At 62.5% G+C, this 26,156-nt stretch carries 28 protein-coding genes; 11 read left to right on the plus strand and 17 right to left on the minus strand.

Features of this window, described 5'->3' with window-relative positions; all coding sequences use genetic code 11:
• Positions 1-8: 8 nt before the first annotated feature.
• From hisD to ACGI6K_RS16155, 9 genes are all read right to left on the minus strand, one after another.
• Positions 9-1,319 (minus strand): histidinol dehydrogenase, encoded by a 1,311-nt coding sequence (gene hisD / locus ACGI6K_RS16115; protein WP_376948604.1) that lies wholly within the window; start codon positions 1,317-1,319, stop codon positions 9-11.
• Between the two features lie 108 nt (positions 1,320-1,427).
• Positions 1,428-2,063: an ATP phosphoribosyltransferase gene (gene hisG / locus ACGI6K_RS16120; protein WP_376948606.1), complete on the minus strand. Its 636-nt coding sequence runs from the start codon at positions 2,061-2,063 to the stop codon at positions 1,428-1,430.
• Between the two features lie 66 nt (positions 2,064-2,129).
• The gene (murA, locus tag ACGI6K_RS16125) at positions 2,130-3,395 is read right to left on the minus strand and encodes a UDP-N-acetylglucosamine 1-carboxyvinyltransferase (protein WP_376948608.1); all 1,266 of its coding nucleotides are present in this window, start codon (positions 3,393-3,395) and stop codon (positions 2,130-2,132) included.
• Between the two features lie 20 nt (positions 3,396-3,415).
• Positions 3,416-3,655, minus strand: coding sequence for a BolA family protein (locus ACGI6K_RS16130; RefSeq protein WP_376948713.1), 240 nt, complete (start codon positions 3,653-3,655; stop codon positions 3,416-3,418).
• Positions 3,656-3,828: 173 nt separating this feature from the next.
• Positions 3,829-4,137 (minus strand): STAS domain-containing protein, encoded by a 309-nt coding sequence (locus ACGI6K_RS16135; protein WP_376948610.1) that lies wholly within the window; start codon positions 4,135-4,137, stop codon positions 3,829-3,831.
• Positions 4,134-4,781, minus strand: a complete 648-nt coding sequence (locus ACGI6K_RS16140; protein WP_376948612.1) for an MlaC/ttg2D family ABC transporter substrate-binding protein — start codon at positions 4,779-4,781, stop codon at positions 4,134-4,136. The genes ACGI6K_RS16135 and ACGI6K_RS16140 overlap by 4 nt, the downstream gene beginning before the upstream one ends.
• An 18-nt stretch (positions 4,782-4,799) precedes the next feature.
• Positions 4,800-5,270 (minus strand): outer membrane lipid asymmetry maintenance protein MlaD, encoded by a 471-nt coding sequence (gene mlaD, locus ACGI6K_RS16145; protein ID WP_376948614.1) that lies wholly within the window; start codon positions 5,268-5,270, stop codon positions 4,800-4,802.
• Positions 5,270-6,067 carry a lipid asymmetry maintenance ABC transporter permease subunit MlaE gene (mlaE, locus tag ACGI6K_RS16150; RefSeq protein ID WP_376948616.1) on the minus strand — a complete coding sequence of 266 codons (798 nt, stop codon included), beginning with the start codon at positions 6,065-6,067 and terminating at the stop codon, positions 5,270-5,272. The genes mlaD and mlaE overlap by 1 nt, the downstream gene beginning before the upstream one ends.
• A complete protein-coding gene (locus ACGI6K_RS16155; RefSeq protein ID WP_376948618.1) occupies positions 6,067-6,876 on the minus strand; it encodes an ATP-binding cassette domain-containing protein in 810 nt (269 codons plus the stop codon). Before ACGI6K_RS16155 ends, mlaE begins: the two co-directional genes overlap by 1 nt.
• A 224-nt stretch (positions 6,877-7,100) precedes the next feature.
• Here ACGI6K_RS16155 and ACGI6K_RS16160 point away from each other — a divergent pair, with 224 nt between their 5' ends.
• The 10 genes from ACGI6K_RS16160 (at position 7,101) to ACGI6K_RS16205 (ending at position 14,243) form a co-directional block, all read left to right on the plus strand.
• Entirely contained in the window at positions 7,101-8,075 is a 975-nt protein-coding gene (locus ACGI6K_RS16160; protein ID WP_376948620.1) for a KpsF/GutQ family sugar-phosphate isomerase, read from the plus strand.
• Position 8,076: 1 nt separating this feature from the next.
• Positions 8,077-8,601 carry a KdsC family phosphatase gene (locus ACGI6K_RS16165; protein WP_376948622.1) on the plus strand — a complete coding sequence of 175 codons (525 nt, stop codon included), beginning with the start codon at positions 8,077-8,079 and terminating at the stop codon, positions 8,599-8,601.
• 8 nt (positions 8,602-8,609) lie between these two features.
• Positions 8,610-9,185 carry an LPS export ABC transporter periplasmic protein LptC gene (lptC, locus tag ACGI6K_RS16170; RefSeq protein ID WP_376948624.1) on the plus strand — a complete coding sequence of 192 codons (576 nt, stop codon included), beginning with the start codon at positions 8,610-8,612 and terminating at the stop codon, positions 9,183-9,185.
• Entirely contained in the window at positions 9,172-9,726 is a 555-nt protein-coding gene (gene lptA / locus ACGI6K_RS16175; RefSeq protein WP_376948626.1) for a lipopolysaccharide transport periplasmic protein LptA, read from the plus strand. The genes lptC and lptA overlap by 14 nt, the downstream gene beginning before the upstream one ends.
• The gene (gene lptB, locus ACGI6K_RS16180; protein ID WP_012699926.1) at positions 9,726-10,451 is read left to right on the plus strand and encodes an LPS export ABC transporter ATP-binding protein; all 726 of its coding nucleotides are present in this window, start codon (positions 9,726-9,728) and stop codon (positions 10,449-10,451) included. The genes lptA and lptB overlap by 1 nt, the downstream gene beginning before the upstream one ends.
• A 131-nt stretch (positions 10,452-10,582) precedes the next feature.
• Positions 10,583-12,091 (plus strand): RNA polymerase factor sigma-54, encoded by a 1,509-nt coding sequence (locus tag ACGI6K_RS16185; RefSeq protein WP_376948629.1) that lies wholly within the window; start codon positions 10,583-10,585, stop codon positions 12,089-12,091.
• A gap of 119 nt (positions 12,092-12,210) precedes the next feature.
• Positions 12,211-12,519, plus strand: coding sequence for a ribosome hibernation-promoting factor, HPF/YfiA family (gene hpf, locus ACGI6K_RS16190; protein ID WP_012699924.1), 309 nt, complete (start codon positions 12,211-12,213; stop codon positions 12,517-12,519).
• Positions 12,520-12,531: 12 nt separating this feature from the next.
• On the plus strand, positions 12,532-12,996 hold the full coding sequence (gene ptsN, locus ACGI6K_RS16195; RefSeq protein ID WP_376948631.1) for a PTS IIA-like nitrogen regulatory protein PtsN: 465 nt from the start codon (positions 12,532-12,534) through the stop codon (positions 12,994-12,996).
• Between the two features lie 95 nt (positions 12,997-13,091).
• On the plus strand, positions 13,092-13,949 hold the full coding sequence (rapZ, locus tag ACGI6K_RS16200; protein ID WP_376948633.1) for an RNase adapter RapZ: 858 nt from the start codon (positions 13,092-13,094) through the stop codon (positions 13,947-13,949).
• Between the two features lie 21 nt (positions 13,950-13,970).
• Complete coding sequence (locus tag ACGI6K_RS16205) at positions 13,971-14,243, plus strand: HPr family phosphocarrier protein (RefSeq protein ID WP_376948635.1); 273 nt, start codon at positions 13,971-13,973, stop codon at positions 14,241-14,243.
• A 57-nt stretch (positions 14,244-14,300) separates the two neighbouring features.
• Here ACGI6K_RS16205 and pmbA read toward each other — a convergent pair whose 3' ends face one another.
• Positions 14,301-15,647: a metalloprotease PmbA gene (gene pmbA, locus ACGI6K_RS16210; protein ID WP_376948637.1), complete on the minus strand. Its 1,347-nt coding sequence runs from the start codon at positions 15,645-15,647 to the stop codon at positions 14,301-14,303.
• 77 nt (positions 15,648-15,724) lie between these two features.
• Between pmbA and yjgA the strand changes: the two genes are divergently transcribed.
• Complete coding sequence (yjgA, locus tag ACGI6K_RS16215; protein WP_376948639.1) at positions 15,725-16,243, plus strand: ribosome biogenesis factor YjgA; 519 nt, start codon at positions 15,725-15,727, stop codon at positions 16,241-16,243.
• Between the two features lie 16 nt (positions 16,244-16,259).
• Here yjgA and tldD read toward each other — a convergent pair whose 3' ends face one another.
• The 7 genes from tldD to mreC all read right to left on the minus strand — a co-directional run bounded on the left by tldD (position 16,260) and on the right by mreC (position 26,153).
• Entirely contained in the window at positions 16,260-17,702 is a 1,443-nt protein-coding gene (gene tldD, locus ACGI6K_RS16220) for a metalloprotease TldD (protein WP_376948641.1), read from the minus strand.
• Positions 17,703-17,704: 2 nt separating this feature from the next.
• On the minus strand, positions 17,705-18,553 hold the full coding sequence (locus ACGI6K_RS16225; protein WP_376948643.1) for a carbon-nitrogen hydrolase family protein: 849 nt from the start codon (positions 18,551-18,553) through the stop codon (positions 17,705-17,707).
• A gap of 75 nt (positions 18,554-18,628) precedes the next feature.
• A complete protein-coding gene (locus ACGI6K_RS16230; RefSeq protein WP_376948645.1) occupies positions 18,629-22,462 on the minus strand; it encodes a YhdP family protein in 3,834 nt (1,277 codons plus the stop codon).
• Between the two features lie 9 nt (positions 22,463-22,471).
• On the minus strand, positions 22,472-23,929 hold the full coding sequence (rng, locus tag ACGI6K_RS16235) for a ribonuclease G (RefSeq protein WP_376948647.1): 1,458 nt from the start codon (positions 23,927-23,929) through the stop codon (positions 22,472-22,474).
• Positions 23,930-23,975: 46 nt separating this feature from the next.
• Positions 23,976-24,566, minus strand: coding sequence for a Maf family protein (locus ACGI6K_RS16240; protein WP_376948649.1), 591 nt, complete (start codon positions 24,564-24,566; stop codon positions 23,976-23,978).
• A 51-nt stretch (positions 24,567-24,617) separates the two neighbouring features.
• Positions 24,618-25,097 (minus strand): rod shape-determining protein MreD, encoded by a 480-nt coding sequence (gene mreD / locus ACGI6K_RS16245; protein ID WP_012699913.1) that lies wholly within the window; start codon positions 25,095-25,097, stop codon positions 24,618-24,620.
• Positions 25,098-26,153 carry a rod shape-determining protein MreC gene (mreC, locus tag ACGI6K_RS16250; RefSeq protein ID WP_376948652.1) on the minus strand — a complete coding sequence of 352 codons (1,056 nt, stop codon included), beginning with the start codon at positions 26,151-26,153 and terminating at the stop codon, positions 25,098-25,100. It lies immediately after the preceding gene.
• Positions 26,154-26,156 lie beyond the last annotated feature (3 nt).

The following is a 26,156-nucleotide window of genomic DNA, read 5'->3' on the forward strand; positions in this document are numbered from 1 at the left end:
TGTGAACTTCATGCCTTGATCCGGTACTCGGCGCTGCGCGCATGAGCCGTCAAGGACTCGCCACGGGCCAGCACCGATGCGGTCTCGCCCAGCTCGGAAGCTCCCGCCGCCGAGCAGAAGATGATCGACGAGCGCTTCTGGAAATCGTACACGCCTAGCGGCGACGAGAACCGCGCGGTACCGGAAGTCGGCAGCACATGGTTGGGACCAGCACAATAGTCACCCAGCGCCTCGGCGGTATAGCGCCCCATGAAGATGGCACCGGCATGGCGGATCTTCGGCAGCCAGCGCTGCGGATCGGTTACCGACAGCTCGAGATGCTCGGGGGCGATACGATTGGCTACGGTGATGGCCTGTTCCAGGTCGGTCACTCGGATGAGCGCACCACGCCTCTCCAACGAGGTACGGATGATCTTCGCACGCTCCATGGTCGGCAGCAGGCGGGCGATGCTCTCGGCCACCCACTCGAGAAAATCGGCATCCGGACTGACCAGAATCGACTGGGCATCTTCATCGTGCTCGGCCTGGGAAAACAGATCCATGGCGATCCAATCCGGATCGCTCTGCCCATCGCAGACCACCAGGATCTCCGAGGGGCCGGCGATCATATCGATGCCAACCTGACCGAATACGTGGCGCTTGGCCGTAGCCACATAGATGTTGCCAGGGCCGACGATCTTGTCCACCTGCGGCACACTCTCGGTGCCATAGGCCAGCGCAGCCACGGCCTGAGCTCCGCCGATGGTGAACACGCGGTCGACGCCTGCCACGCAGGCGGCAGCCAGCACCAGTTCGTTGAGCTCGCCACGCGGGGTCGGCACCACCATCACCACCTCTGCGACACCAGCTACCTTGGCCGGAATGGCATTCATCAGCACGGAGGATGGATAAGCCGCCTTTCCGCCCGGCACATACAATCCCGCACGATCGAGCGGAGTAACCTGCTGACCGAGCACGGTGCCATCGGCTTCGGTATAGGTCCAGGAGTCCTGCTTCTGCCGCTCATGGTACAGGCGTACACGCCCGGCAGCCTTTTCCAGGGCTTCGCGCTGCTCACGGGAAATGCGCGTCAAGGCCAGCTCCAGACGCTCGCGCGGCAGGATCAGTTCGGCCATGGAGCCAGCCTCGACATTATCGAAGCGCCGGGTGAACTCGACTACGGCAGCATCACCACGCTCGCGTACGGCCTGGAGGATATCCAGCACGCGTCGATTGACGGCCTCATCGGAAACACTTTCCCAGCTAAGCAAATGATCCAGATGGCGTGGAAAGTCCGGATCGGCAGCGTCGAGTCGGCGAAGGGCGAGGGATGCGGTCATAACGGCCTCTTGAATGGCTGGAACTCGGGCGCCGCTAGCCTAGCAAGCCTTCCGCGCGGGCACCCGAGAAATTTCGCTATGACACGGATAGGCGTTGGCGGGTCAGGATCAGGCCGGATGTCGGCTTTCGACGGCGGCGCGCAGGGTATCGATCAGGGTCTGGATGCGCGCATGCTGCATCTTCATCGAAGCCTTGTTGACGATCAGACGCGAGCTGATGGTAGCGATCAGCTCTTGAGGCTCCAAGCCGTTAGCGCGCAGAGTATTGCCGGTATCGACCACGTCGATGATTTTGTCGGCGAGACCCACCAGCGGTGCCAGTTCCATGGAACCATAGAGTTTGATGATATCCACTTGACGACCCTGTTCGGCGTAATAGCGCTTGGCCACATTAACGAACTTGGTAGCCACTCGCAGACGCCCCCTGGGCGCTTCAGCACCGACCTTGCCGGCAGTCATCAGCTTGCAGTTAGCGATCTTCAGGTCGAGGGGCTCGTACAACCCCTGGCCACCATACTCCATCAGCACATCCTTGCCGGCGACACCCAAGTCGGCAGCACCGTTTTCGACATAGGTCGGCACATCGGTGGCACGGACGATCAGCAGACGCACGCCTTCCTGGCAAGTGGGGATGATGAGCTTGCGGCTCTTGTCAGGATTCTCGACGGGTACGATGCCGGCTTTTGCGAGCAGTGGCAAAGTGTCATCGAGAATCCGGCCTTTGGACAGGGCAATGGTTAGCATGAAAACGGATGTCCTTGATATTGACCCTATCGTGGGCTGAAATCGGCGCCATGCCAGACGCCGACCCTAGCCCGGAATGCGACGGATCTTGGCACCGAGCAGTTGCAGCTTTTCCTCGATGCATTCGTAGCCGCGGTCGATATGGTAGATGCGATCGATCAGGGTATCCCCTTCCGCTACCAGCCCGGCGATCACCAGACTGGCGGAGGCGCGCAGATCGGTAGCCATGACAGGAGCCCCCTTCAGGCAGGGCACGCCTGTGACGATGGCAGTGTTGCCCTCCACCAGAATGCGCGCTCCCATGCGATTCATCTCGTAGACATGCATGAAGCGGTTCTCGAATACCGTTTCAATGACGGTGCCAATACCTTCGGCCACCGCGTTCATGGAAATGAACTGAGCCTGCATGTCGGTCGGGAAGGCAGGATAAGGCGCAGTACGTACGTTCACGGCCTTGGGCCTGTTTCCCTTCATGTCCAGGGAAATCCAGTTGTTGCCGGTATCGATCTGTGCCCCCGCCTCCTCCAGTTTGAGCAGTACAGCCTCGAGAATGGTGGGATCGGTATCCTTGAGCTTGACCCGGCCACGGGTGGCAGCAGCGGCCACGAGGTAGGTCCCGGTTTCGATACGGTCGGGCATCACGCTGTAACGGCCGCCGCCCAGGCGTTTGACACCTTCGATAACGATAGTGTCGGTGCCGGCGCCCTTAATTTGGGCGCCCATGCCGATCAGAAAGTTGGCCAAGTCGACCACTTCAGGCTCGCGAGCGGCATTCTCCAGCACGGTACGCCCGCTGGCCAGCGCCGCAGCCATCATGATGTTCTCGGTACCGGTCACGCTGACGATATCGAAAAAGAAATGACCGCCACGCAGACCGCCTGCCGGAGCCCTGGCCTTGATGTAGCCGCCATCCATTTCGATCTGTGCGCTCAGTGCCTCGAGACCACGGATATGCAAATCGACCGGCCGCGAACCAATGGCGCAGCCTCCTGGCAGAGCCACCTCGGCTTCGCCGAAGCGCGCCAGCATGGGGCCGAGCACCAGGATCGAGGCACGCATGGTCTTGACCAGTTCGTAAGGCGCTACCAGCGTCTTGATGCTGCTGGCGTCCATTTCGACGCTGAGCTTTTCGTCGATCACGGGCTGCCCCCCCATGCGCCCAAAAAGCTCGATCATCGTGGTGATGTCGTGCAGGTGCGGCAGGTTGCAGACGGTAACAGGAGTGTCGGCCAGCAGGGTCGCCGCCAAAATGGGCAAGGCCGCGTTCTTCGCTCCGGAGATACGGATCTCGCCATCGAGGCGATGACCGCCGGTAATGATCAGTTTGTCCATAGTTTCTCGCGCAGACAGGCTCAGGAACGCTCGGCCCAGGCGGCGCGACTGAAAAATTTCATGGTGATGGCATGGATCCGGCCATCGACGATCCAGTCGTTCAGCTGTGCATAGACCAATTGCTGACGCTTCACCGGGCTCATGGCTGCCAATTCGTCGCTGATCAGGATGAGCTGGAAGTCGCAGCCCTGCCCCTGCACCTCAACCTGGGCGCCAGCCAGCCTGCTCTCCAGAAAGGTCTGGACCTCGATAGGCTGCATGCATACTTCGGAAGCTGTCATGAATTACTCCTGCAGTGGGGTATGGGCGCACAAATAGACAGGCCCTTGGAATGACCGGCTTCCTGGATGCACCGGAAAGCCGCTCATCTTACAAAAAAGCCTACCGGCTGCGAACCCTGCCGACATCGAACCGACAAAAGACCTGCACGGATTCACGCTTCCAGCGGCAAGAACTCGAGCAACCCACAAACCTGGGCGATCTCACACATATCCTCGGGCAGCGCCCGCACCTGCAGGCGCTTGCCGGCAGCCTTGGCATCGCGCAGATACGCCAGCAGTAGGGATACCCCGACACTGCTGGATTTTTCTACACCTGAGCAATCGAGCACCAAACCGTCAGCTCCGGCGGTACCGATCAGGACCCGCCCCTGTTGACGCAGGGCTGGCCCGGTACCGTAGTCAAGCACTCCGGAAAGGGCGAGCACGCCAGGCTCGGCCTGAAGAATCGAAGCCTCGCTCATTGGCCCTGAGCCTTCCTACCTTCTTCGCTATCCCTGGCCTTGGCTACCACATCGGCCCAACCATCGATGGTCTTGTCAAGATTCTGGCCGTTGCGCTGCATGCTGTCGGCGAACTGGTCGCGGAACAGTTTGCCGATATTGATGCCATTGATGACAACATTGCGCAGCATCCACTGATCCTGCTTCTTCACCATGGTGTAGGAGACCGGATAGACGGTACCCTGAGTATCGCGGACCTCCATGCCGACACTGGCGCGGTCACCCTCAACCGGAGCAGACGAAGGCAATACGCGAATGTCCTGATTGGTGTACTCCAGAAGGGCGTTACCGTAGAACTGCATCAGACTACGCTTGAAGTTCTCCTGAAAACGAGTCATCTGCTCGGGGCTCGCCTGGCGCGAATACTTGACGGTCATAATGCTACGCGAAATTCCGTCGGCATCTACGACCGGCCCCAAAATCCGATTCAATGCATCATAGAAAGCCTGTGGATTGCTTTTATAAAAAGCCTTGTTCTTCTTCAGATCATCGAGAAGAGTTTCGGTAGTCTGCTGCACTACCTGATGGGGAGTGGTCGACGCAACTGCAAATAGCGGCAGAAGAGCCAGCAGAATCAGAAAACCACGACGCAAAACGGTAAGCATGGGAGAATATCCTCGTAACTATTCTTCTTTGGCCTTGTTGACGGAGTTCATCAGGAACTTGCCGATCAGATCCTCGAGCACCAGTGCCGACTGGGTATCCCGGATCGAGTCGCCCTCCTTCAGCACTTCCTCTTCGCCTCCAACACTGATGCCAACGTACTTCTCGCCCAGCAGGCCAGCGGTCAGAATAGACGCTGTGGAGTCGGTCGGCAGATTGTCGACACGTTTTTCCAGCTCCATGGTCACGCGACCGGTGTAACTGTTGCGATCCAGATCGATGGCCGTGACCTTGCCGACGGCAACGCCGGCCATAGTCACCTTGGCCCTATTCGTCAAGCCGGCGATGTTATCGAAATACGCATAAAGCCTGTAGGTATCGCCATTGGTACTGACCGTCAGGCCACTGACACGCAGTGCCAGCATCAGGAGGGCCAGCATACCTGCCAGGATGAACAGGCCAACACCGGTTTCCAGGGTGCGGGTTTGCATCAGTTATCTCCAAACATCAAGGCTGTCAGAATGAAGTCCAGTCCCAGCACGGCCAGCGAGGCATAGACTACTGTTCTTGTAGTAGCGCGACCGATTCCCTCCGAAGTCGGTTCGCAGTCGTAACCTTGGAATACAGCAATCCAGGTCACCACAAAGGCAAAGGCAATGCTCTTGATCGCGCCGTTGACCACGTCGTCGTACAGACCCACGCTGCTTTGCATACTGGCCCAGAACGAGCCTTCGTAAACGCCTAGCCAGTCCACCGCGACCATGGCCGCCCCCCAGATGCCGACCACATTGAAGATCGCGGCCAGCAACGGCATAGAAAGGAAGCCGGCCCACAGGCGCGGTGCGATGATGTACTTGAGCGGATCGACACCGATCATTTCCAGACTGGAAAGCTGCTCGGTGGACTTCATGTTGCCGATTTCCGCGGTAAGCGCCGAACCGGCACGTCCGGCGAACAGCAAGCCGGTGACGACCGGCCCCAGCTCGCGCAGCAGGGTCAGGGCGACCAGTTGCCCGACCGCCTGCTCCGAGCCATAGCTGACCAGGATGTTATAGCCCTGTAACGCCAGCACCATGCCGATGAAGAGACCAGATACGACAATGATCGGCAACGATAGTACACCAACCGAATGAATTTGCTTGACCAGCAACTGGAAGCCGCCCCCGGCCCCGCTCCGGCCGAACGTGGCATGCAGCAGGAACAGCGCGGAACGCCCCAGCGCTTCGATCACATCGATCGCAGCGCGACCGAGCAGGCCTACCTGCTCGAAGAGGGATCTCTTGTGCATCAGCGCCTCCCCAGAAGGTCGTTGCGATAATCCGGGGCCGGAAAATGGAAGGGTACCGGCCCGTCCGGCAGCCCCTTCATGAACTGGGTAACACGCGGATTCTTGGAGTTCATCAAGTCCTCGGGAGTCCCCTCCCCCAGAACTTGCCCATCGCCTACCACGTAGAGGTAATCGGCGATGCTGGCCGTTTCGGCCAGATCGTGGGAAACCACGATACTGGTAATGCCAAGAGCATCATTGAGCAGGCGAATCAGGCGGACCAGCACACCCATGGCGATCGGATCCTGGCCGACGAAGGGTTCGTCGTACATGAGGATCTGGGGATCGAGGGCAATCGCCCTGGCCAGCGCCACCCGGCGCTTCATCCCCCCGGAAAGCTCATCGGGCATCAGATCTATGGCGCCACGCAATCCGACCGCCTGCAGTTTCATCAGGACGATGTCACGGACCATTTCATCCGGCAGCTTAGTATGGACCCGCAGCGGAAAGGCAACGTTCTCGAACACATCCAGATCGGTGAAAAGAGCCCCGCTCTGGAACAGCACGCCCATTTCCTTGCGCATCTCGAACAATTCGCTGCGAGAAAGCTGCGGGAGATTATGCCCATTGACCCAGATTTCACCGCTTTCCGGCCTCAACTGGGCAGCTATCAGACGCAACAGAGTAGTCTTGCCACAGCCCGAAGGGCCCATGATTCCGGTGACTTTGCCACGCGGTATGCGGATATCTACATTGTTGAAGATGCTGCGCGAGCCTCGCTTGAAGGAAACGCCCTTCAGCGTGACCGCGTAGTCGTTTGAGTCGCTCATCTAGACTCCTATGTGAATACCTCTCGGCTAGACGCCGCCCCAAGGCAAAAGAGGGACACCGTACCGTTTGGTCGGACTGTCGGGCACTATAACACTGCAAGCACCGGCGTCCCAAGCATACAGGCGTCGTAGGCCGCGCTGGCCGTAATGGCGGCAGTGGAAACGTGAGCAAATATGACCTTTACCGCTATAATCGACGCCTTTTTCAAGCGACGAGCTGCCCCATGCCACACTCGAGCAACCCGATCCAGTCAGCCCAACGCACCATACGCCTGGAAATCGAGGCCATCGAGGCGCTTCTTGCACGCATCGACGATACGTTCACCTCGGCCTGCAAACTGATTCTCGAGTGCAAGGGGCGGATAGTGGTCGTCGGCATGGGTAAATCCGGGCACATCGGGCGCAAAATTGCCGCTACCCTGGCGAGTACCGGAACACCGGCATTTTTCGTCCATCCCGGCGAAGCCAGCCACGGAGACATGGGCATGATCACACGCGACGATCTGGTCCTGGCCCTTTCCAACTCCGGCGCCACCGTGGAGATCCTTACCCTGCTGCCACTGATTCAACGCCTTGGCATCACCCTGATCAGCATGACCGGCAATCCAGACTCTCCCCTGGCAGGAGCGGCTACCGTCAATCTCGACGCCGGCGTCAGCCAAGAAGCCTGCCCGCTCAACCTGGCTCCCACCTCATCCACCACGACCGCTTTGGTGCTCGGCGACGCACTGGCCATCGCCCTGCTCGAGGCGCGAGGCTTCACCGCCGAGGACTTCGCCTTCTCCCATCCCGGCGGCGCTCTCGGCCGTCGCCTGCTGCTGAAGGTGGAAAACATCATGCACGCCGGCGACAGCCTGCCCTGCGTGCAGCGCGGCACCACGCTACGCGAAGCGCTGCTGGAAATGACCCACAAGGGGCTTGGCATGACCGTGGTGCTCGAGACCGATGGACGCCTGGCCGGCATCTTCACGGACGGCGACCTGCGTCGCGCCCTGGATCGCAATATCGATGTGCGCCAGGCCACTATCGACGAAGTGATGACCCCGCACGGCAAGACCGCACGTGCAGGAATGCTCGCCGCCCAGGCCCTGAAAATCATGGAAGACCATAAGATCAACGCCTTGGTGGTGGTAGACGAGGAGGATCGTCCGGTCGGTGCCTTGAATATGCACGATCTGCTGCAGGCGGGGGTTCTGTAAGATGAACGACGAATTGCTGCAGCGGGCTCTGGGCATTCGCCTGGCCGTTTTCGATGTCGACGGAGTGCTCACCGACGGGCGTCTGTACTTTCTGGCCGACGGCAGCGAATTTAAGACTTTCAACACGCTGGACGGTCATGGCATCAAGATGCTGATCAATTCCGGAGTGCGCACCGCTATCATCAGCGGCCGCAGTACCCCGGTTGTCGAGCGCCGCGCCCGGAACCTGGGCATCCAGCACCTGTACCAGGGGCGCGAAGACAAGTTGGCTGTACTGGATGAGCTGCTTGCCGAACTGAAGCTGGACCACGGGCAGGTCGCCTACCTCGGTGACGATCTCCCTGACCTGCCGGTCATCCGTCGCGTCGGCCTGGGCATGGCCGTGGCCAGCGCCGATCCCTTCGTCCGCCAGCATGCCCACGGCGTCACCCGAGCGCGCGGCGGCGAAGGTGCGGCCCGTGAATTTTGCGAGCTGATCCTGCAAGCACAGGGCAACCTAGAAACCCTCCAGAGCGCTTATCTGTAGAGGTGATGATGCTGCGCAAACTTCGCTCCCCCCTGATCCTGCTCCTGCTGGTTCTGGCTGCTCTGCTGGCAGCAGTGGGTTACTGGAACATTCGCCCTGCGAGCTTCATGGACAAGACGCCTGCCGCCTCTGACGACAGAGCCATCGACTTCTACGCGACCAACGCCTACACACTGCAATACCAAGCAGAAGGCAAGCTGCATTACGAGATGACAGCCGAGAAAGTGGAACACCTCAAGACCAGCGAAATCACCCTGCTCACCCGACCCGACCTGCTGCTTTTCCGCGGCACCCCCATCCCCTGGCACGTACGCAGCGAGCGAGGCGAGGTCAGCCCCGCAGGAGATCAGGTCGAACTGGTCGATGCGGTGCGGGTCGAGCGCACCGATACCCAGGGACGCCCGACCATCCTCACAACCAGTCACCTGAGCGTGTTTCCCGAGCGGGAATATGCCGAAACCCAGCAACCCGTTAAGATCGAAGCGGCCAACGGGGTGACCACGGCCGTCGGGATGAAAGCGTATTTGGATGACAGCAGGATGCACCTGCTGTCCAGTGTAAGAGGCCAGCATGAGGTTCGCTAACCGTTTCTCCCACCGGGTCCTCCCTCTCCTGCTCAGCCTGCCCCTGCTGGGGGCGGCGAGCGCCTGGGCCCTCACCTCCGATCGCGACCAGCCGATTCGCGTCCAGGCCGACAGCGCCGAACTCGATGACAAGCAAGGCGTCGCGGTCTACCACGGCGACGTGATGATCACTCAGGGCACGCTGAAGATCACCGGCAACAAGGTCACCATCACCCAGGACGACAATGGCGACATCAAGGTCTTCACCTCGGTCGGCAATCCGGCCTACTACGAGCAGAAGCCGGCGCCCGACAAGAGCGTCGTCAAGGCCTACGGCCAGACCATCCAGTATTTCGCCGAAAACGAACGCATCGTGTTGATCGACAAGGCTCGCGTGATCCAGGACGGCAATACCTTCGAAGGAGAGAAGATCGTCTACGACACCCAGCGCCAGATCGTCAACGCAGGTCGCGCCACGGGGGCCAAAGTAACCAGCCCGAAGCCGCGGATCGACATGGTCATTCAACCGAAAAAGAAACAGCAGCCAGGACAGACACAGTAATGGCCACCCTCAAAGCCCAGCATTTGGCCAAAAGCTACAAGGGCCGTCAGGTCGTCCGCGACGTCAGCCTCTCGATCGAGAGCGGCCAGATCGTCGGCCTGCTCGGTCCCAACGGCGCCGGCAAGACCACCTGTTTCTACATGATCGTCGGCCTGGTCCGTGCCGATCAGGGGCGTATCCTGGTCGACCAGGACGATGTAACCCATCTCCCCATGCACGGCCGCGCCCGGGTGGGTATCGGCTACCTGCCCCAGGAGGCTTCGATCTTCCGCAAGCTCACGGTGGCCGACAACATCATGGCGATTCTCGAAACGCGCAAGGATCTCGACAAAGAAGGCCGCCGCCAGGCACTCGAAGCCCTGCTGCAGGAGTTCCACATCAGCCATATTCGCGACAGCCTCGGCATGAGCCTCTCCGGCGGCGAACGGCGTCGCGTCGAGATCGCCCGCGCCCTGGCCACTACACCGAAGTTCATCCTGCTCGACGAACCCTTTGCCGGTGTCGACCCGATCTCGGTGAACGACATCAAGCAGATCATCCACCACCTCAAGAACAAGGGCATCGGCGTCCTGATCACCGACCATAATGTCCGTGAAACGCTGGATATCTGCGAAACCGCCTACATCGTCAACGACGGACAATTGATAGCCGAAGGCGACGCCGAGGCCGTCCTTACCAACAAACTGGTGCAGGAGGTCTATCTCGGCCACGAATTCCGACTATGAGACGCTCCACAGAGTGGGATAGACCAGTCAAATTCCGTTATAATCAGGCATAGAATTTGCTTTAAGAGGGCGCATCGTCGCCTCGTAGTGATTGACGCGAATGCTTCGGCAAATATGGTGCTTCCTACAATATGAAACCATCGCTAGTCCTTAAGATGGGGCAGCAGCTGACGATGACCCCGCAGCTGCAACAAGCCATCCGTCTGCTTCAATTGTCGACCCTGGATCTGCAGCAGGAAATCCAGGAGGCCCTCGATTCCAATCCCATGCTGGAGCGTCAGGAGGACGCCGAGGACTACGACAGCCCGGATATGCTGGGCGAGCATGGAGACCAGTCGACGCTCGACACCACGCCAGGCTCTTACCAGGAAGGCTACGAGGGTGGGGCGGCTAGCGAGGATGGCGGTACCCTCGAAGAGGGCGACTGGCACGAGCGGATTCCCAGCGAGCTGCCGGTAGATACCGCCTGGGAAGACATCTACCAGACCAGTGCCAGCAACCTGCCGAGTACCGATGAAGACGAGTGGGACTTCACCACCCGCACCTCCACGGGCGAGAGCCTGCAGAGCCATCTGCTCTGGCAGTTGAACCTGACCCCAATGTCGGATACCGATCGCCTGATCGCCGTTACTCTGATCGACAGCATCAACAGCGACGGCTATCTGGAGGCCGCCCTAGAGGAAATTCTCGCCTCTCTGGACCCGGAATTGGAAGTCGAACTCGACGAAGTGGAAATGGTGCTGCGCCGCATCCAGCAATTCGAACCGACCGGGATCGCTGCCCGCGACCTCAGCGAATCGCTGCTGCTGCAACTGCGCCAGCTACCGCCCGATACCCCCTGGCTGGAAGAGGCGAAACGACTGGCCAAGGACTATCTTGACTTGCTGGGTAACCGCGACTTCACCCAGTTGATGCGACGCATGAAACTCAAGGAAGAAGAATTGCGTCCAGTGATCGAGCTGATCCAGAGCCTCAACCCTCGTCCCGGAGCCCAGATCGAGAGCAGCGAGCCCGAATATGTCGTGCCTGACGTCATCGTGCGCAAGCACAACGATCGCTGGCTGGTGGAGCTCAATCAGGAGGCGGTGCCGCGCCTGCGCATCAACCCTCATTACGCAGGCTTCATCAGACGCGCCGACGCCAGCGCCGACAACACCTTCATGCGCAACCAACTGCAGGAGGCGCGCTGGTTCATCAAAAGCCTGCAAAGTCGCAACGAAACCTTGATGAAGGTTTCGACCCAAATCGTCGAGCACCAACGCGGCTTTCTCGACTACGGCGAAGAGGCCATGAAACCGCTGGTGCTGCATGATATCGCCGAGGCTGTCGGCATGCACGAATCGACCATCTCCAGGGTCACCACCCAGAAATACATGCATACTCCACGCGGTATTTACGAGCTGAAGTACTTCTTTTCCAGTCACGTCAGTACCGCCGAAGGCGGTGAGTGCTCGTCCACGGCCATCCGCGCCATCATCAAAAAATTGATTGCGGCGGAAAATCCGAAAAAGCCATTGAGCGACAGCAAGATCGCTGGTTTACTGGAAGAACAAGGCATACAGGTGGCTCGCCGTACAGTTGCCAAATACCGGGAATCGCTCAGTATTGCACCTTCCAGCGAACGCAAGCGGCTTATGTAACGGGACGGGATCGGGTTTGCCCATTGCGCCGGCAGCAACCGTCCGGCGCCTCACCCGAAGCAGCGTATACCGGTAGCAGGCCCGTCAGCCTGCATCAAATAGAAACAAGGAGAAGCGGTATGCAAGTCAACATCAGTGGACATCAACTGGATGTGACCGACGCCCTGCGCGACTATGTCGAGGAGAAGATCAGCCGGCTCGAACGCCATTTCGACCGCATCACCAGTGTTCAGGTGATCATGACGGTCGAGAAGCTCAAGCAAAAGATCGAAGCGACCCTGCATGTCTCTGGCGCCGAAGTGGTCGCCAATGCCGAGCACGAAGACATGTATGCGGCCATCGACCTGCTGGCCGACAAGCTTGATCGCCAACTGATCAAGCATAAGGAAAAGCAGATCGAACGCCAGCAGGGCGCAACGGCCCGCTGACTCTCCTGCCCCATGATCAGACTCGAAGACATTCTGACCCCCGGCCGTTCCCTGGTGAACGTGCCGGGAGGAAGCAAGAAACGCGCTCTCGAATACATAGCCAATCTGGTCGCCCGCGAAATGCCCGATCTGAATCAGCAGATGATTTTCGAGAACCTGATTGCCCGTGAAAAACTGGGCTCGACCGGTTTCGGTAACGGCATCGCCATTCCTCATTGCCGCCTGCCCGGCTGTCCTGCCCCGATCAGTGTCCTGCTGCGACTGGATGCGCCGATCGACTTCGATGCCATCGATGGCGCTCCGGTAGACCTTTTGTTCGTTCTGCTGGTGCCGGAAGCCGCCACCGACGAGCATCTGCAATTGCTCCGCCAGATTGCCAGCATGCTTGATCGTAGCGAGGTGCGCGAGCGCCTGCGCCAAGTCGAGAGCAGCGAAGCCCTTTACCAGGTGGTCGCGGACGCACAGAAGAGCCTGTAAAGTTTTCACCGGAATGCGGAGGTTCGTCGGCCGTGAACGAGCAAATTGGCAACCCAGCTTTCGGCATTCATGCCTGACGACGGAAAGCCCTCATCATGCGCATGATCATCGTCAGTGGCCGCTCTGGCTCCGGTAAAAGCACTGCCCTCAACGTGCTGGAGGACAACGGCTTCTTCTGCATCGACAACCTGCCGGCGGTTCTGCTTCCCGAGCTGGCCGAGCGGGCGCTGTTGCATACCGAACTGCTCGAGCCACAGGTCGCCGTATCCATCGACGCACGCAACCTGCCCAGCCAGTTGAAACGCTTCCCCGAACTGCTCGCCGAAGTGCGCACCCGTTATATTCTCTGCGACCTGCTCTACCTGGATGCCGACGACAAAACCCTACTCAAGCGCTTCTCGGAAACCCGCCGGCGCCACCCGCTGACCAATGAGAATCGCTCGCTGGCCGAAGCGATCCGCGACGAAGGCCGTTTACTCACACCGATCAAGGACCTGGCCGATCTGAAGATCGACACGACCCATCTCAATCTTTACCAGTTGCGCGACACGCTCAAGCTGCGTTTGCTGAACAAGCCGGAACCGGGAACGGCCTTTCTGATCGAATCCTTCGGTTTCAAGAAGGGAATGCCAGTGGATGCGGATCTGGTATTCGATGTGCGCTGTCTGCCCAACCCCTACTGGAAACCGGATCTGCGCGATTTTTCCGGCCTGGACCAACCGGTCGTCGACTACCTCGCCGTCCAGCCGGACGTCGAAGAGATGTATCAGGACATCCTGACCTATTTGCAGAAATGGCTACCCCGCTTCGCCGCCAGCAACCGCGCTTATGTCACTATCGCGATCGGATGCACGGGCGGCCACCACCGTTCGGTCTACCTGGCCGATCGGCTCGGCGAAGCCTTGAAGCAGTCACTTAAGAACGTTCAGGTTCGCCACCGCGACCTTTGCTGACGCTGAAGGATGGATAACGCGATGCCCGCCTGCGAAGTCACCATCATCAACAAGCTCGGGCTGCATGCCCGGGCAGCCGCCAAGTTCGTCGGCATCGCCGGACGCTATGCCTGCGCGGTACGCATCGGCCGCACGCCGGAGAACTTGGTCGATGGCAAGAGCATTATGGCAGTCATGATGCTGGCCGCCGGCAAAGGAACGGTCATTCACCTGCATACGGAAGGCGAGCAGGACAGGGAGGCGCTGGAGGCCCTGGTCCAACTGATCAACAATCGCTTCGACGAAGACGAATGACGCCGCCCCACTACCGCCGGGAGCTCCGACGGTAGCCATTCGGCTCGGCGCCACCGCTCAGCTTCCCGCCAGGGTCATCCGCTCCACGAGCACCGAACCGGTGCAGATGTTGCTGCGATACTCCAAATCGTTACCGACCGCGACAATCCGTCGGAACATGTCACGCAGATTGCCGGCGATGGTCACTTCCTGGACCGGATACTGGATCTCGCCGTTCTCAACCCAGAAACCACCGGCACCACGGGAGTAATCGCCGGTCACCAGGTTGAGCCCCTGCCCCATCAGCTCGGTCAATAGCAATCCACGCCCCATGCGGCGAATCAGTGCGGCCTGATTCTCATCGCCATGGGTCACGAACAGGTTGTGCACTCCACCGGCATTGGCCGTGCTCGGCATACCCAGCTTGCGTCCCGAATAGGTTCCCAAGGCATAGCTGGCCAAACGCCCCTGCTCGACGAAATGCTTGGTGCGGGTCGGTAATCCGTCAGCGTCGAAGGCAGCGCTGCCCAACGCACGGGGAATATGCGGGCGCTCGTCGAGACTCAACCACTCGGGAAACAACTGCTCGCCAAGGGCTCCTTCGAGAAAAGAGGCATGCCGATAGAGATTGCCACCGGTAATGGCGGCGATGAAATGCCCGAACAGGCCGGTAGCCAGTTCGGCGGAGAACAGCACCGGTACCTCACAGGTCGGCACCGGCCGCGCGCCGAGACGACGCACAGCCCGCTCCGCCGCCTGCCGACCGATCGTCTGCGGATCGGCCAGCGCCTCGCCAATCCGGTTGACGTCATACCAGTAGTCGCGCTGCATCTGGCCTTTGCCTTCGGCGATCATCACGCAACTGAGACTGTGCCGGGTACTGGCATAGCCGCCGACGAAGCCATGGCTGTTACCGTAGACGCGGCATCCCTGGTGCGAATTGAGCGAAGTGCCGTCGGCATTGCGAATCCGCGGATCGGCGGCAAAGGCCGCCGCCTCGCATTCCAGCGCACGCTCGATGGCCTGCTCGGGAACGATCGCCCAAGGATGGAAGAGATCCAGTTCCGGTAGCTCGTCCGGCATCAGGCTAGCGTCCGGCAAACCAGCGCAGTCGTCCTCAGAGGCGTGCCGGGCGATCGCCAACGCGGCGGCCACGGTTTCCCGGATCGCCTCCTCGCCCGTCGCCGAAGTGCTCGCCGAGCCCTTGCGCTGACCCAGATAGAGGGTGATACCGAACCCCTGGTCGCGATTGAACTCGACGGTCTCCACCTCACCCTGACGCACCGTGGTGGACAGGCCCTGCTCGATGGATACGGATACTTCGCAGGCCGTGGCACCCTGCCGCGCGCTTTCGGCGAGTATCCGCTCGACCTTGGCCCGCAACTCCGGTAGCGCCTGCGGACCTACCATTTCTGCTGGATTCATAACTACTCCTGTCAGGTCCGGGCCAGTCGCTCCGGAGCTGCTGTTATCATGGCGGCCTGTATCTCTGGACCACCACCATGTCTGAATTTCACCAAGACCTCTCCGAAGAGAAGAGCAAATCCCAGGTCAAGCGCGAGTTGCATGCCCTGCAGGAGCTCGGCGAGCGCCTCGCCGGCCTTAGGCCCGAGCAACTCGATCGCCTGCCGCTGACCGATGCCCTGCGCCGCGCCCTGCTGGATGCGCCGAAACACACCGCGCACATCGCCCGCAAGCGGCACATCCAGTACATCGGCAAGCTGATGCGCGACCAGGACATCGACGCCATTCTCGCCCTCTTCGAGCAGTTGGACGCGTCCAGCCGCCAGTACAACGAGCGCTTTCACGCCCTCGAGCGCTGGCGTGATCGGCTGCTCGACGGCGGCGACGAAGCGCTCGAGGCCTTCGTCGGCGACTACCCGGACACCGACCGCCAGCACCTGCGCGGCCTGATCCGCCAGGCCCGCCACGAGGCGGCGCAGAACAAGCCACTGGCCGCCAGCCGCAAGATCTTCAAATACATCCGCGATCTCGACGAAAGCAGGCGCGGGCTTCGCTGATACCCCGGCACCGGCCTCAGGCCCCGGTACCGCCGACGGTGATCGCATCGATCTTCAGGGTGGGCTGGCCGACCCCTACCGGGACCGACTGACCGTCCTTGCCACAGGTGCCGACACCGCTATCGAGCGCCAAGTCGTTGCCAACCATGGAAACCCGAGTCATCACCTCCGGACCATTGCCAATCAGGGTCGCCCCCTTGACCGGTGCCGTGATCCGGCCATCCTCGATCAGGTAGGCCTCGCTGGTGGAGAAGACAAACTTGCCACTGGTGATGTCTACCTGGCCGCCGCCCAGGCTGGCGCAATAAATCCCCTTCTTCACCGAGGCGATGATCTCCTCGGGCTCGCTTTCCCCGGCCAGCATGTAGGTATTGGTCATGCGCGGCATCGGTAGGTGCGAATAGGACTCGCGGCGACCGTTGCCGGTCGGCATCACGCCCATCAGCCGGGCATTCAACTTGTCCTGCATGTAACCGCGTAAAATGCCGTTCTCGATCAGCGTGGTGCATTGGGTCGGCGTGCCCTCGTCGTCCAGGCTGAGCGAGCCGCGCCGGCCGGCCAAGGTGCCGTCGTCGACGATGGTGCACAGGCTGGAAGCTACCTGCTCGCCGATCCGGCCACTGTAGGCCGAGCTGCCTTTGCGGTTGAAATCCCCTTCCAGTCCATGGCCAACCGCCTCGTGCAGCAGCACGCCGGACCAGCCCGGACCGAGTACCACTGGCAACGTACCGGCCGGCGCCGGGATCGTTTCGAGGTTGACCAGCGCCTGGCGCACGGCCTCGCGGGCATAGCCCATGGCACGTTCCTCGTCGAGGAATAAACGGTAGTCGGTGCGTCCGCCGCCACCGTGCCCGCCGCGCTCGCGACGACCATTCTGCTCGACGATGACACTGACGTTGAAACGCACCAGCGGACGCACGTCGGCACCCAGGCTGCCGTCGCTGGCAGCGATCAAGATGTGCTCCCAGGCGCCGGCCAGACTTACGGTGACCTGCTTGATGCGCGGGTCCAGCGACCGAGTGGCGGCATCGACGCGCTTGAGCAGCTCGACCTTCGCAGCCCGATCGATCACCTCCAGCGGATTGTCGGCTGCATAGAGACGCGTCACCGACGCTCCGCTAAAAGCCTGAACACGGCCCGCCTGCCCGTTACGGGCGATCGAACGCGCCGCCTGGGCCGCCTGACGCAACGCCTCGCCGGTGATCGCGTTGCTGTAGGCGAATCCGGTCTTCTCGCCGGACTGAGCGCGCGCACCGACGCCCTGGTCGAGATGGAAGCTGCCCTCCTTGACGATACCGTCCTCTAGCACCCAGGACTCGGATATCTGGCTCTGAAAATACAGATCGGCCGCGTCGATGCCGGGGCCGGCCAGTTCGCCGAGCAGCGCCGGCAAGGCATCGAGATCCAGACCACCGGGGCTCAGCAACTGCTGGCTGACGGGTAACAACAACTCGCTCATATTCACTCCATTTCGATCGGCCGCGGCACGGCCGACACTGAAAATCGCCGATGGCGCTGCACCGGCATACGCTGACGGATCGCCGCCTGCTCGTCGGCATCCCGGCAGGCCAGCAGTACGCCCTCGCCCTGCGCCTGCTCGGCCAACGGCCGCCCCCAGGGATCGACGATAACCGAATGGCCATAGGTTTCCCGAGGGCCGGGATGCCTGCCCCCCTGGGCGGCCGCCAGCAGATAGCACTGAGTTTCCAGCGCACGCGCACGCACCAGCACATGCCAGTGGGCGGCGCCAGTCACCGCCGTGAAGGCCGAGGGAGCACTGATCAGCTCGGCACCGGCATCGCGCAGGGCGGCATAGAGTTCGGGGAAGCGCAGGTCGTAGCAGACCGACAGACCGAGCCGACCGACCGGGGTATCCGCCACCACGATCCGCTCGCCATGGGCATAGTCGTCCGATTCGCGGTAGCGTCCGCGCTGGTCGGCCACGTCCACGTCAAACAGGTGCAGCTTGTCGTAGCGAGCCACCTGCTCGCCATGCTCGTCGAACAGCAGCGAACAGGCATGGGCCTTGGCCCATGGCCGACCGTCCGGCGGCAGCGGCAGGGTGCCCGCGACTATCCACAGGCCGAAATCACGGGCCGCCCGGTGCAGGCAGGGCAGCACCGGCCCTTGTCCCTCGGCCTCGGCGCGGGCCAGGGCAGCGCTATCGTGCCGGCCCAAGGCGGCGAAGTTCTCCGGCAGGACGGCAAGGCGCGCGCCCCCAGCAGCGGCCTGCTCGAGCAGACGGCGCGCGGTCGCGAGGTTGGCCAGCACATCGTCCTGGCTGACCATCTGCAATACCGCCACGTTCATTGGCCTTCTCCGCTTTTCCAGGATTTGCCTGCCCAAGCTCTCGCACTTTGCCGGCCACTGCAAGCTTTCCTGCGGCTAGCGCGGCTTCTCGAAAGGCTTGTCGAAGGTAATTCTAGGCTCTCGCCAAGGACCCTGGACGCAATACTGCACACTGGCGAAACGTGCCACGCGATCGCCGAGCAGCTTGTCCACGACGAACAAAGCCCCGCCGATTGCCGGTGCGCCGGCCAGCAGGGCGGCGAGCGGCAAGTTGTTGGTGATCGGCAGGGTGACCAACAGTTTGGCATCGATGTTATCGCCGGGCACGTCGAGGACGCCGTCCAGCTCCAGATTGCTTGAGGGACCGGTCAGGGTCAGCGGAGTCTCCGTGCGGAAGACCCCGTCGCGCCCTTCGACCAGCCCCTTGACCCGGTCATAGCTCAAACCCTTGCCGAACAGGTCGGAGAAATCCAGGCGTAACCGACGGCCAATAGCATCGAAGTTGAGCAGGCCGAACGCCCGCAGAGCCGAGGCCGTGCCCTCCACTTCGTGAAATTGCCCCCGCCTCAGGCTGACATCGAAGCTGCCCGTATAGCGCTGCAAGGCCAGGGCCGCCAGAGAGCCCGGCCAGTTGCCATCCATGTCCACACGGAACCTCTCGCTGGACGCACTCGGCGCGAAACCCCAGGCCAGCAGCACATCGGCGAGGTCGCCCCCCTGCAAGCGCCCCCGGAACCAGCTACGGGTAGCGCCGGGCCGTCCCTGCCAGCCGGCGCTGCCGAGCACTCGCAAACCCTTGAGGTCCAGATCCAGGTCGCTGAACTGCACGCCGTCGGGACGCGGCCGAGCCTTCAGCGACCAGGCGCCCAGCGGCTCGGCGCCTTGTTGCAGGCGGGCGATGCGCACATCCAACGCCGGAATCTTCCGCGGGTCGACCGCCTGCAGGGGATCGTCGGCCGACGCGCCGGATGGCGCACCGCTAGATCCGGCCATGCTGGCCGGTAGTTGCAGATGCGACAGATCGACGACGATCGGCGCCTGGGAAGCCATCGGAATGGCGATGCGCCCCTGAACCTGCGGGCTTTCCAGTTGCAGGCTCCAGCCGGCCCGGTCGGATGTCAGCGAGGCGCCGAGCGAATCCAGGTGGATACCGAGCCCCTGAAAACGACCGATCTCCAGTTCGGCGCCACGTAGCAGGCCGGCCTGCGCACCGCCCTGGGCTGCCAAGGGGGCCAGGGCTGTCTGCCAGGCCTCCCAGTCCAGGCTGGGAATCCGGCCGCGCAGCCAGAGGCCACGCGCCCTCGGCAACCGTGCCTTGCCACTGCCGAGAAGCAATTCGCCACGCCCTTCGCCGAAGCGTCCGGGCGGCGCGGCCAGAGCCAGGCTGGCCAGATCGGCGTAATCCAGCCGGTAACGGCGCTCGGCGCCGTCCAGAGTCATGCGCCAGCGCGTATTGCGGGACTCTCCGGCCGGCTTACCTAGCGGCTCCGGCAGATCGATGCGCAGGCCGCGCAAGGTGGAATCGGTCTGCAGCCAACTGTTCGCGCCGTCCAGCAGCAATTCGAGGCTATAAGGTAGCTCGCCGGACAGCGGCAGGCGCTGGCTTACCTGCAACCACTTGGCAAGCTCCGCCGCGGATACCTGACCGCTGGCCTGGATGCGGGTTCGTGCTTTGCCCTTGCTCCCCTCGGCGAGAGCCCGGCCGCGTACTGGCCGGCCGAACGCCTGGGCGCGGATGTCCGGCGCACTAAGTCCCTTCGCCGTATCGTAGCTGAAGGCACCTTGCAGGCGGGTCAGCTGCAGGTTCGGCTGAGCCATCTGCAGGCGCGCGCCCTCGGTGTGCAACTCCGCCACCACCCGCGGTGGCCGATCCGCCTCCCGGCGCAGCGGGATATCCAGCGTGAGCCGCCCCCGCAGCGGCCCCTCGCCCGACCAGCCGGCGAAGATTTGCGCGGTCTCCAGCGGCGCTTCCCGGAGAATGCGCAAGCCGTCGCCGACGCTGCCTTCCAACTCGCCCTCCACGTGCAAGTGCGGCACCTCACCCTTGGCCGAAGGAACCTCTGCCATGGCCGAACTCAGCCGGGTATCCAGCACCCGCCCGCCATCCAGGCGCACGCGTACGCCGCTATCCTCGACGAACACCTCGCCCCGTGCCTCGCGCAACGCCGGCCAGCCCGGCTGATAGGCCAGCTCAACATCGCGCACCTTGAAGAACAGAGCGAGGCTGCGCGCCGCATCCTCGGCGCCCTTGTTAAGCGAGCCCTGATAGAGGAAATAGCCTTCGTCCACGCGGCCGGCATGGATCGCGGTCTTCAGCCAGTCGGCCAGTTGCGGCGACAGCCCAGGCGAAAGGGTCGGCAGGTATTTCTCGGCGTAACGGGCATCGCCATCGCGCAAACCGACGCGCAGATCCATGTAGTCCTCCTCCGCCGGATCGCGGCGCAGGCGGATCAGGAAGTCCCCGCTGGCGCGTCCCTCCTCGCCGTCCGTCTGCACGTAGGGGCTGCGCAGGGTCACGCTCTGTTCGTCGATCTGCCAGAACAATTGACCGGCCGCATGCCGGTAGTGCCAGGGACGGGGGAACAGGCGCGCGAGATGCAAGGCGAGGTCCGCGCCGTTGAAGCGCAGCTCGCCACCGGCCAGATCACCGCTGACACTGCCGCTGACATTGTTCGCCGCCGGCACACCCTGCCAGGCATCGAAGGCCACGCCCTGAAGATTGGCCGCATAGGCGAGACGCTGGCCTCCCTCGGCTTGGGGACGGTAATCCAGCCGCAGGTTGCGCAGGTTGCCACGCGGCCGCAAAGCCTTTAGGACGCCTTCGGCGGCCTCCGGCAGCGGCGCCAGGGACTGTACCAACGGGGTCAGCGGGGTCAGGTCGAGATGGTTGGCGGTCAGCGTCCAGACAGAGGCGGCATCGGCCTCAGTCCGGTGCTCGAGCGCGATCTGCACGCCCGCCCAGCGGCTCTCGACGAAGTCGGCTTGCAGCGAATCGATCAAGGCGCGGAGATTTTCGCCATCGCTTAGAAAATGCCCACTCAGCGCCAGGTCGCGCACCTCGGCCGGCGCCTGCCCGGTGCGCTGGACGCGCAGCTCGGGCGCCTGCAGGCGGACCGCCGCGCGCTGCAGGCGGCTCTTGTCCCAGGCCAGCCAGAACTCGCCACCGGCACGCAGCCGCTCGATCCGCCAGTCGCCGGTCAGGCTGCGCGGCACCCAGCTCGCCCAATCGCTCTGCGGCAGGTTGACGTAGAGCTCGGCGGAACTCTGCCGCCAGCCCTCGTCGGCCAACTGGCCGTGCAGGCTCAATTGCAACAACTGGCCGTCGGGCAGGATCAGCCGGCCGTCGAGACGTTGCCGCCAGCCGTCGCTGCGCAACGTGAGGTCGACGTTCTGGAGAGAGAAAGGCTCCTGCCCATGCGGCGCGAAAGTGACCTGGCTGTCCAGCAGCGACAGATGATCGATCCGTTCGAGCGCGCGCAGGGACTCGTCCGGGTTGAACGGCCGCTGCCGGCCGCGCTGCGGCGCCCCCTCCAGGGTCCAGCGCCCCCCGGCATCCTGCGCCAGGGTGAAGCTCACCCCCTCGACCTCTAACGCGGCGACACGCAACTCGCGGGCCAGCAGAGTGCGCAGCAGATCGAGGCGCACCTGGACCCGCTCCAGGTGCAGCGCATCCTCGCCCTCGCCGATCGTCACATCACGCGCCAACAGGCGTGGCGACAAAGCAGTCCAGCGCCCCTCCAGGGCACGGATGGCGACCGGCATGTCCAGTACGTCGCGGACCCGCGCCTGTACTTCGAGGCGCGTGTCGGCGACCAATGGCGCCAACTGACGCCCCAGGCTGACGCTCAGCGCCAACAGCATCAGGCCGAGGAAGCCGAGCCCGAACAGGATACGCAGGACGATCGCGAACAGGCGGGAAGATCGCCGCATGATCAGCGCTTACAGCAGGACGACATCGTATTGCTCCTGGGAGTAAGTGCTCTCGACTTGGAACTTGATCGGACGGCCGATGAAGGCCTCGAGATCGGCGACGTTACCCGACTCCTCGTCGAGCAGTCGATCGACCACCTTCTGATTGGCCAGCACCAGGTAGCCCTCGGCTTGGTAGGCGCGGGCCTCCCGGAGAATCTCGCGGAAGATCTCGTAACAGATGGTCTCCGCCGTCTTCAGCTTGCCACGTCCCTGGCAGCAGCTGCAGGGCTCGCAGAGCACCTGCTCGAGGCTCTCCCGGGTGCGCTTGCGGGTCATCTGCACCAGCCCCAGCACGGTGATGCCGATGATGTTGGTCTTGGCGTGGTCGCGCTCCAGTTGCTTCTCCAGGGTACGCAGGACTTGGCGCTGATGCTCCTCGTCCTCCATGTCGATGAAGTCGATGATAATGATCCCGCCTAGATTGCGCAGGCGCAGCTGGCGGGCGATCGCGATGGCCGCTTCGAGATTGGTCTTGAAGATGGTTTCTTCCAGGGTGCGATGGCCGACGAAGGCGCCGGTATTGACGTCGATGGTAGTCATCGCCTCGGCTGGATCGATGATCAGGTAGCCACCGGACTTGAGCATCACCTTGCGCTCCAAGGCCCGCTGGATCTCGTCCTCGACGCCATAGAGATCGAAAATCGGGCGCTCGCCGGGATAATGCTCGAGGTGGTCGGTGATCTCGGGCATCAGTTCGGAGACGAATTGCAAAACCTTCTGGAAGGTTTCCCGCGAGTCGATGCGAATCTTCTCGATGCGCGGGCTGACCAGATCGCGTAGGGTGCGCAGGGCTAAGCTGAGGTCCTCGTAGATCACTGCCGGTGCGCTGGCGGTCTGCATCTGCCCGGCGATCTGATCCCACAAGCGGCGCAGATAGCGGATATCCGCGAGAATCTCGTCGGCGCCGGCACCCTCGGCGGCGGTACGCAAGATGAAACCGCCCTCGTGCTCGATCCCTTCGCTGGCCACGCAGTCGGCGACCACCTTCTTGAGACGCTCGCGCTCGGCCTCCTCCTCGATCTTCAGAGAGATGCCTAGGTGGCGGGTACGCGGCATGTAGACCAGATAGCGGGAAGGAATCGACAGGTGAGTGGTCAACCGGGCCCCCTTGCTGCCGATCGGGTCCTTGGTGACCTGCACCACCAGGCTCTGTCCCTCGTGCACCAGGGCCGCGATGTTCTCCACCGCACTGCCGTCGCGAGTGGAGATTTCCGCGGCATGGATGAATGCCGCGCGCTCCAGGCCGATGTCGATGAAAGCCGCCTGCATGCCCGGCAGCACCCGCACTACCCGCCCCTTGTAGATGTTGCCGACGATGCCGCGGCGCTGGGTGCGCTCGACGTACACCTCCTGCAGTACGCCGTTCTCCACCACCGCTACGCGCGACTCCATCGGCGTAATATTGATCAGGATTTCTTCGCTCATCGCATATTCCCGAAGCTGGGCGCGGCTTGTCCGCTCAGGCGCCTTGTCATTGTCGTTGCCAGCATGGAATGCCGAATTCGGCTAGCAGTTGCGCGGTTTCGCAGAGCGGCAGGCCGACCACCGCCGAGTAGCTGCCCTCGAGATGGCTGACGAATACCGCGGCGAGGCCCTGGATGGCATAGCCGCCGGCCTTGTCCAGCGGCTCGCCGGTGGCCCAGTAGACCTCGGTCTCGGCAGCGGCAAGCGGACGGAAAGTCACCCGGCTGCGCACCAGCCTCGCCTCGCAATGCCCGGCAGAAGCCAGGGCCACCGCGGTCAGCACTTCGTGCCTGCGCCCGCCGAGCGCCCGCAACATGGCCAGCGCCTCGGCACGACTCCCCGGTTTGCCAAGGATGCGTCCATCCAGCGCCACCGTGGTGTCCGCACCGAGCACCACCGCCTGGTGGTCGTCGGCCAAACCGGCTAGACCGGCCGCCGCCTTGTCGCGCGCCAAGCGTTCCACATAGGTTGGTGGAGTTTCGTCCGCCAGGGGAGTTTCGTCGATAGTCACCGCAAGCGTGATGAAGGGTACGCCGATTTGTGTCAGCAACTCGCGTCGACGGGGCGAGCCGGAGGCCAAGTAGAGCGTGGCAACCATGGGATTTCCCTCTGTCTGAAGATCCACCGGCCGTCGCGCCGGAACCAGGGGTCAATTGACATTGAAGCGCAGTCGAAGACTGCGCAGAGCGGTGAACACCCAGGGCCAGAGCAGGGCACTGACCAAGGCCGGCAGCAAGAAGACCAGGGTCGGCGGGCGATTGCCAGCCAATGCATTGAGCCAGAGCTGTACCAGTTGAGCCAGGCCGAAGACTACCAGCAGGACCAGGCTCTGTTGCCAGAGCGGAAACATGCGGACACGCTGCTGCAAGGTCAGCATCAGGAAGGCGATCAGCGTCAGGGTCAGGGCATGCTGTCCGAGCAGTACCCCATAGAGCACATCCATCGCCAGCCCCAGCAGCCAGGTCAGGGTCAGGCTGACTCGCTGCGGCACGGACAGAATCCAGTAGGTGATGAACATCGCCAGCCACAACGGCCGGCCGAGCTCCATGAAATCCGGCATGGGCGCCACGCTGAGCAATAGGCCCACCAGATAGCTGGCCCAGATCAGCCAACCGTTGTGCTCGCCCATTCAGCGTGCCCCGCCCGCACTTGCCGGGGCCGGTCGTGCCGGCTGCGCCGGCGCGGGAGCCGGCGCAGCCTCCGCCAAGGGCTTCGCATCCTGCTTCTTCGCCTGCTCGGCGAGCTGGCGATCGTGCGCCTCCTGCGCCTGGGCCGCCTCGCTGGCGCGCTGCTCCGGCGAGCGCGGATCGCTGAACACCATGAGCATGTAACGGGTACGATTGAGGGCCGCCGTGGGCACCGCGCGAACGATGGCGAACGGCTGCCCGGAATCGTGGATCACCTCGCTCACCACGGCCACCGGATAACCGGCGGGAAAGCGCTGGCCCATGCCGGAGCTGACCAGCAGGTCGCCTTCCTTGACGTCGGCGGTATCGGCGACATGGCGCAGTTCGAGACGCTCCGGATTGCCGGTGCCGACGGCGATGGCGCGCAGACCGTTGCGGTTGACCTGTACCGGAATGCTGTGGGTAGTATCGGTGAGCAGCAGCACCCGCGCGGAGTAGGGCATGACTTCCACTACCTGCCCCATCAAGCCACGGGCATCGAGCACCGGCTGGCCGAGAAACACCCCGTCGCGTTCGCCCTTGTCGATCAGGATGCGATGGGTGAAAGGATTGGGATCGACGCCGATCAGTTCGCCGACCAGCACCTTCTCGTCCACCAGCGCCGCGGAGTTGAGCAGTTCGCGCAGACGCACATTCTGCTCGGTTAGCGCCGCCAGCTTCTGCAGGCGGCGTTGCATCAGCAGGGCCTCGGCCTTGAGCTTCTCGTTTTCCGCCAGCAGCTCGCTACGGCTGCTGAATTGCTGATTGATACCATCCCAGATGCGCACCGGCAAATCGGCCAGCCAATAGAAAGGGGTCAGCACCAATCCCATTTGGCTGCGTACCGGCTTGAGCGTGTCGAAACGGGCATCCACGACCATCAGCGTGGCGGCGAGCACCGCCAGCACCAACAGACGCATCACGAGCGAAGGCCCTTTGCTGAAGAGCAGTTTGATAGCGGGTTCCTCGCGACTACACACCCAACCGCCTGTCACGCCCCCCGAGACACCGGAAAGCATCGC

The organism is Azorhizophilus paspali (genome assembly GCF_043587585.2).
GTDB lineage: Bacteria > Pseudomonadota > Gammaproteobacteria > Pseudomonadales > Pseudomonadaceae > Azotobacter > Azotobacter paspali.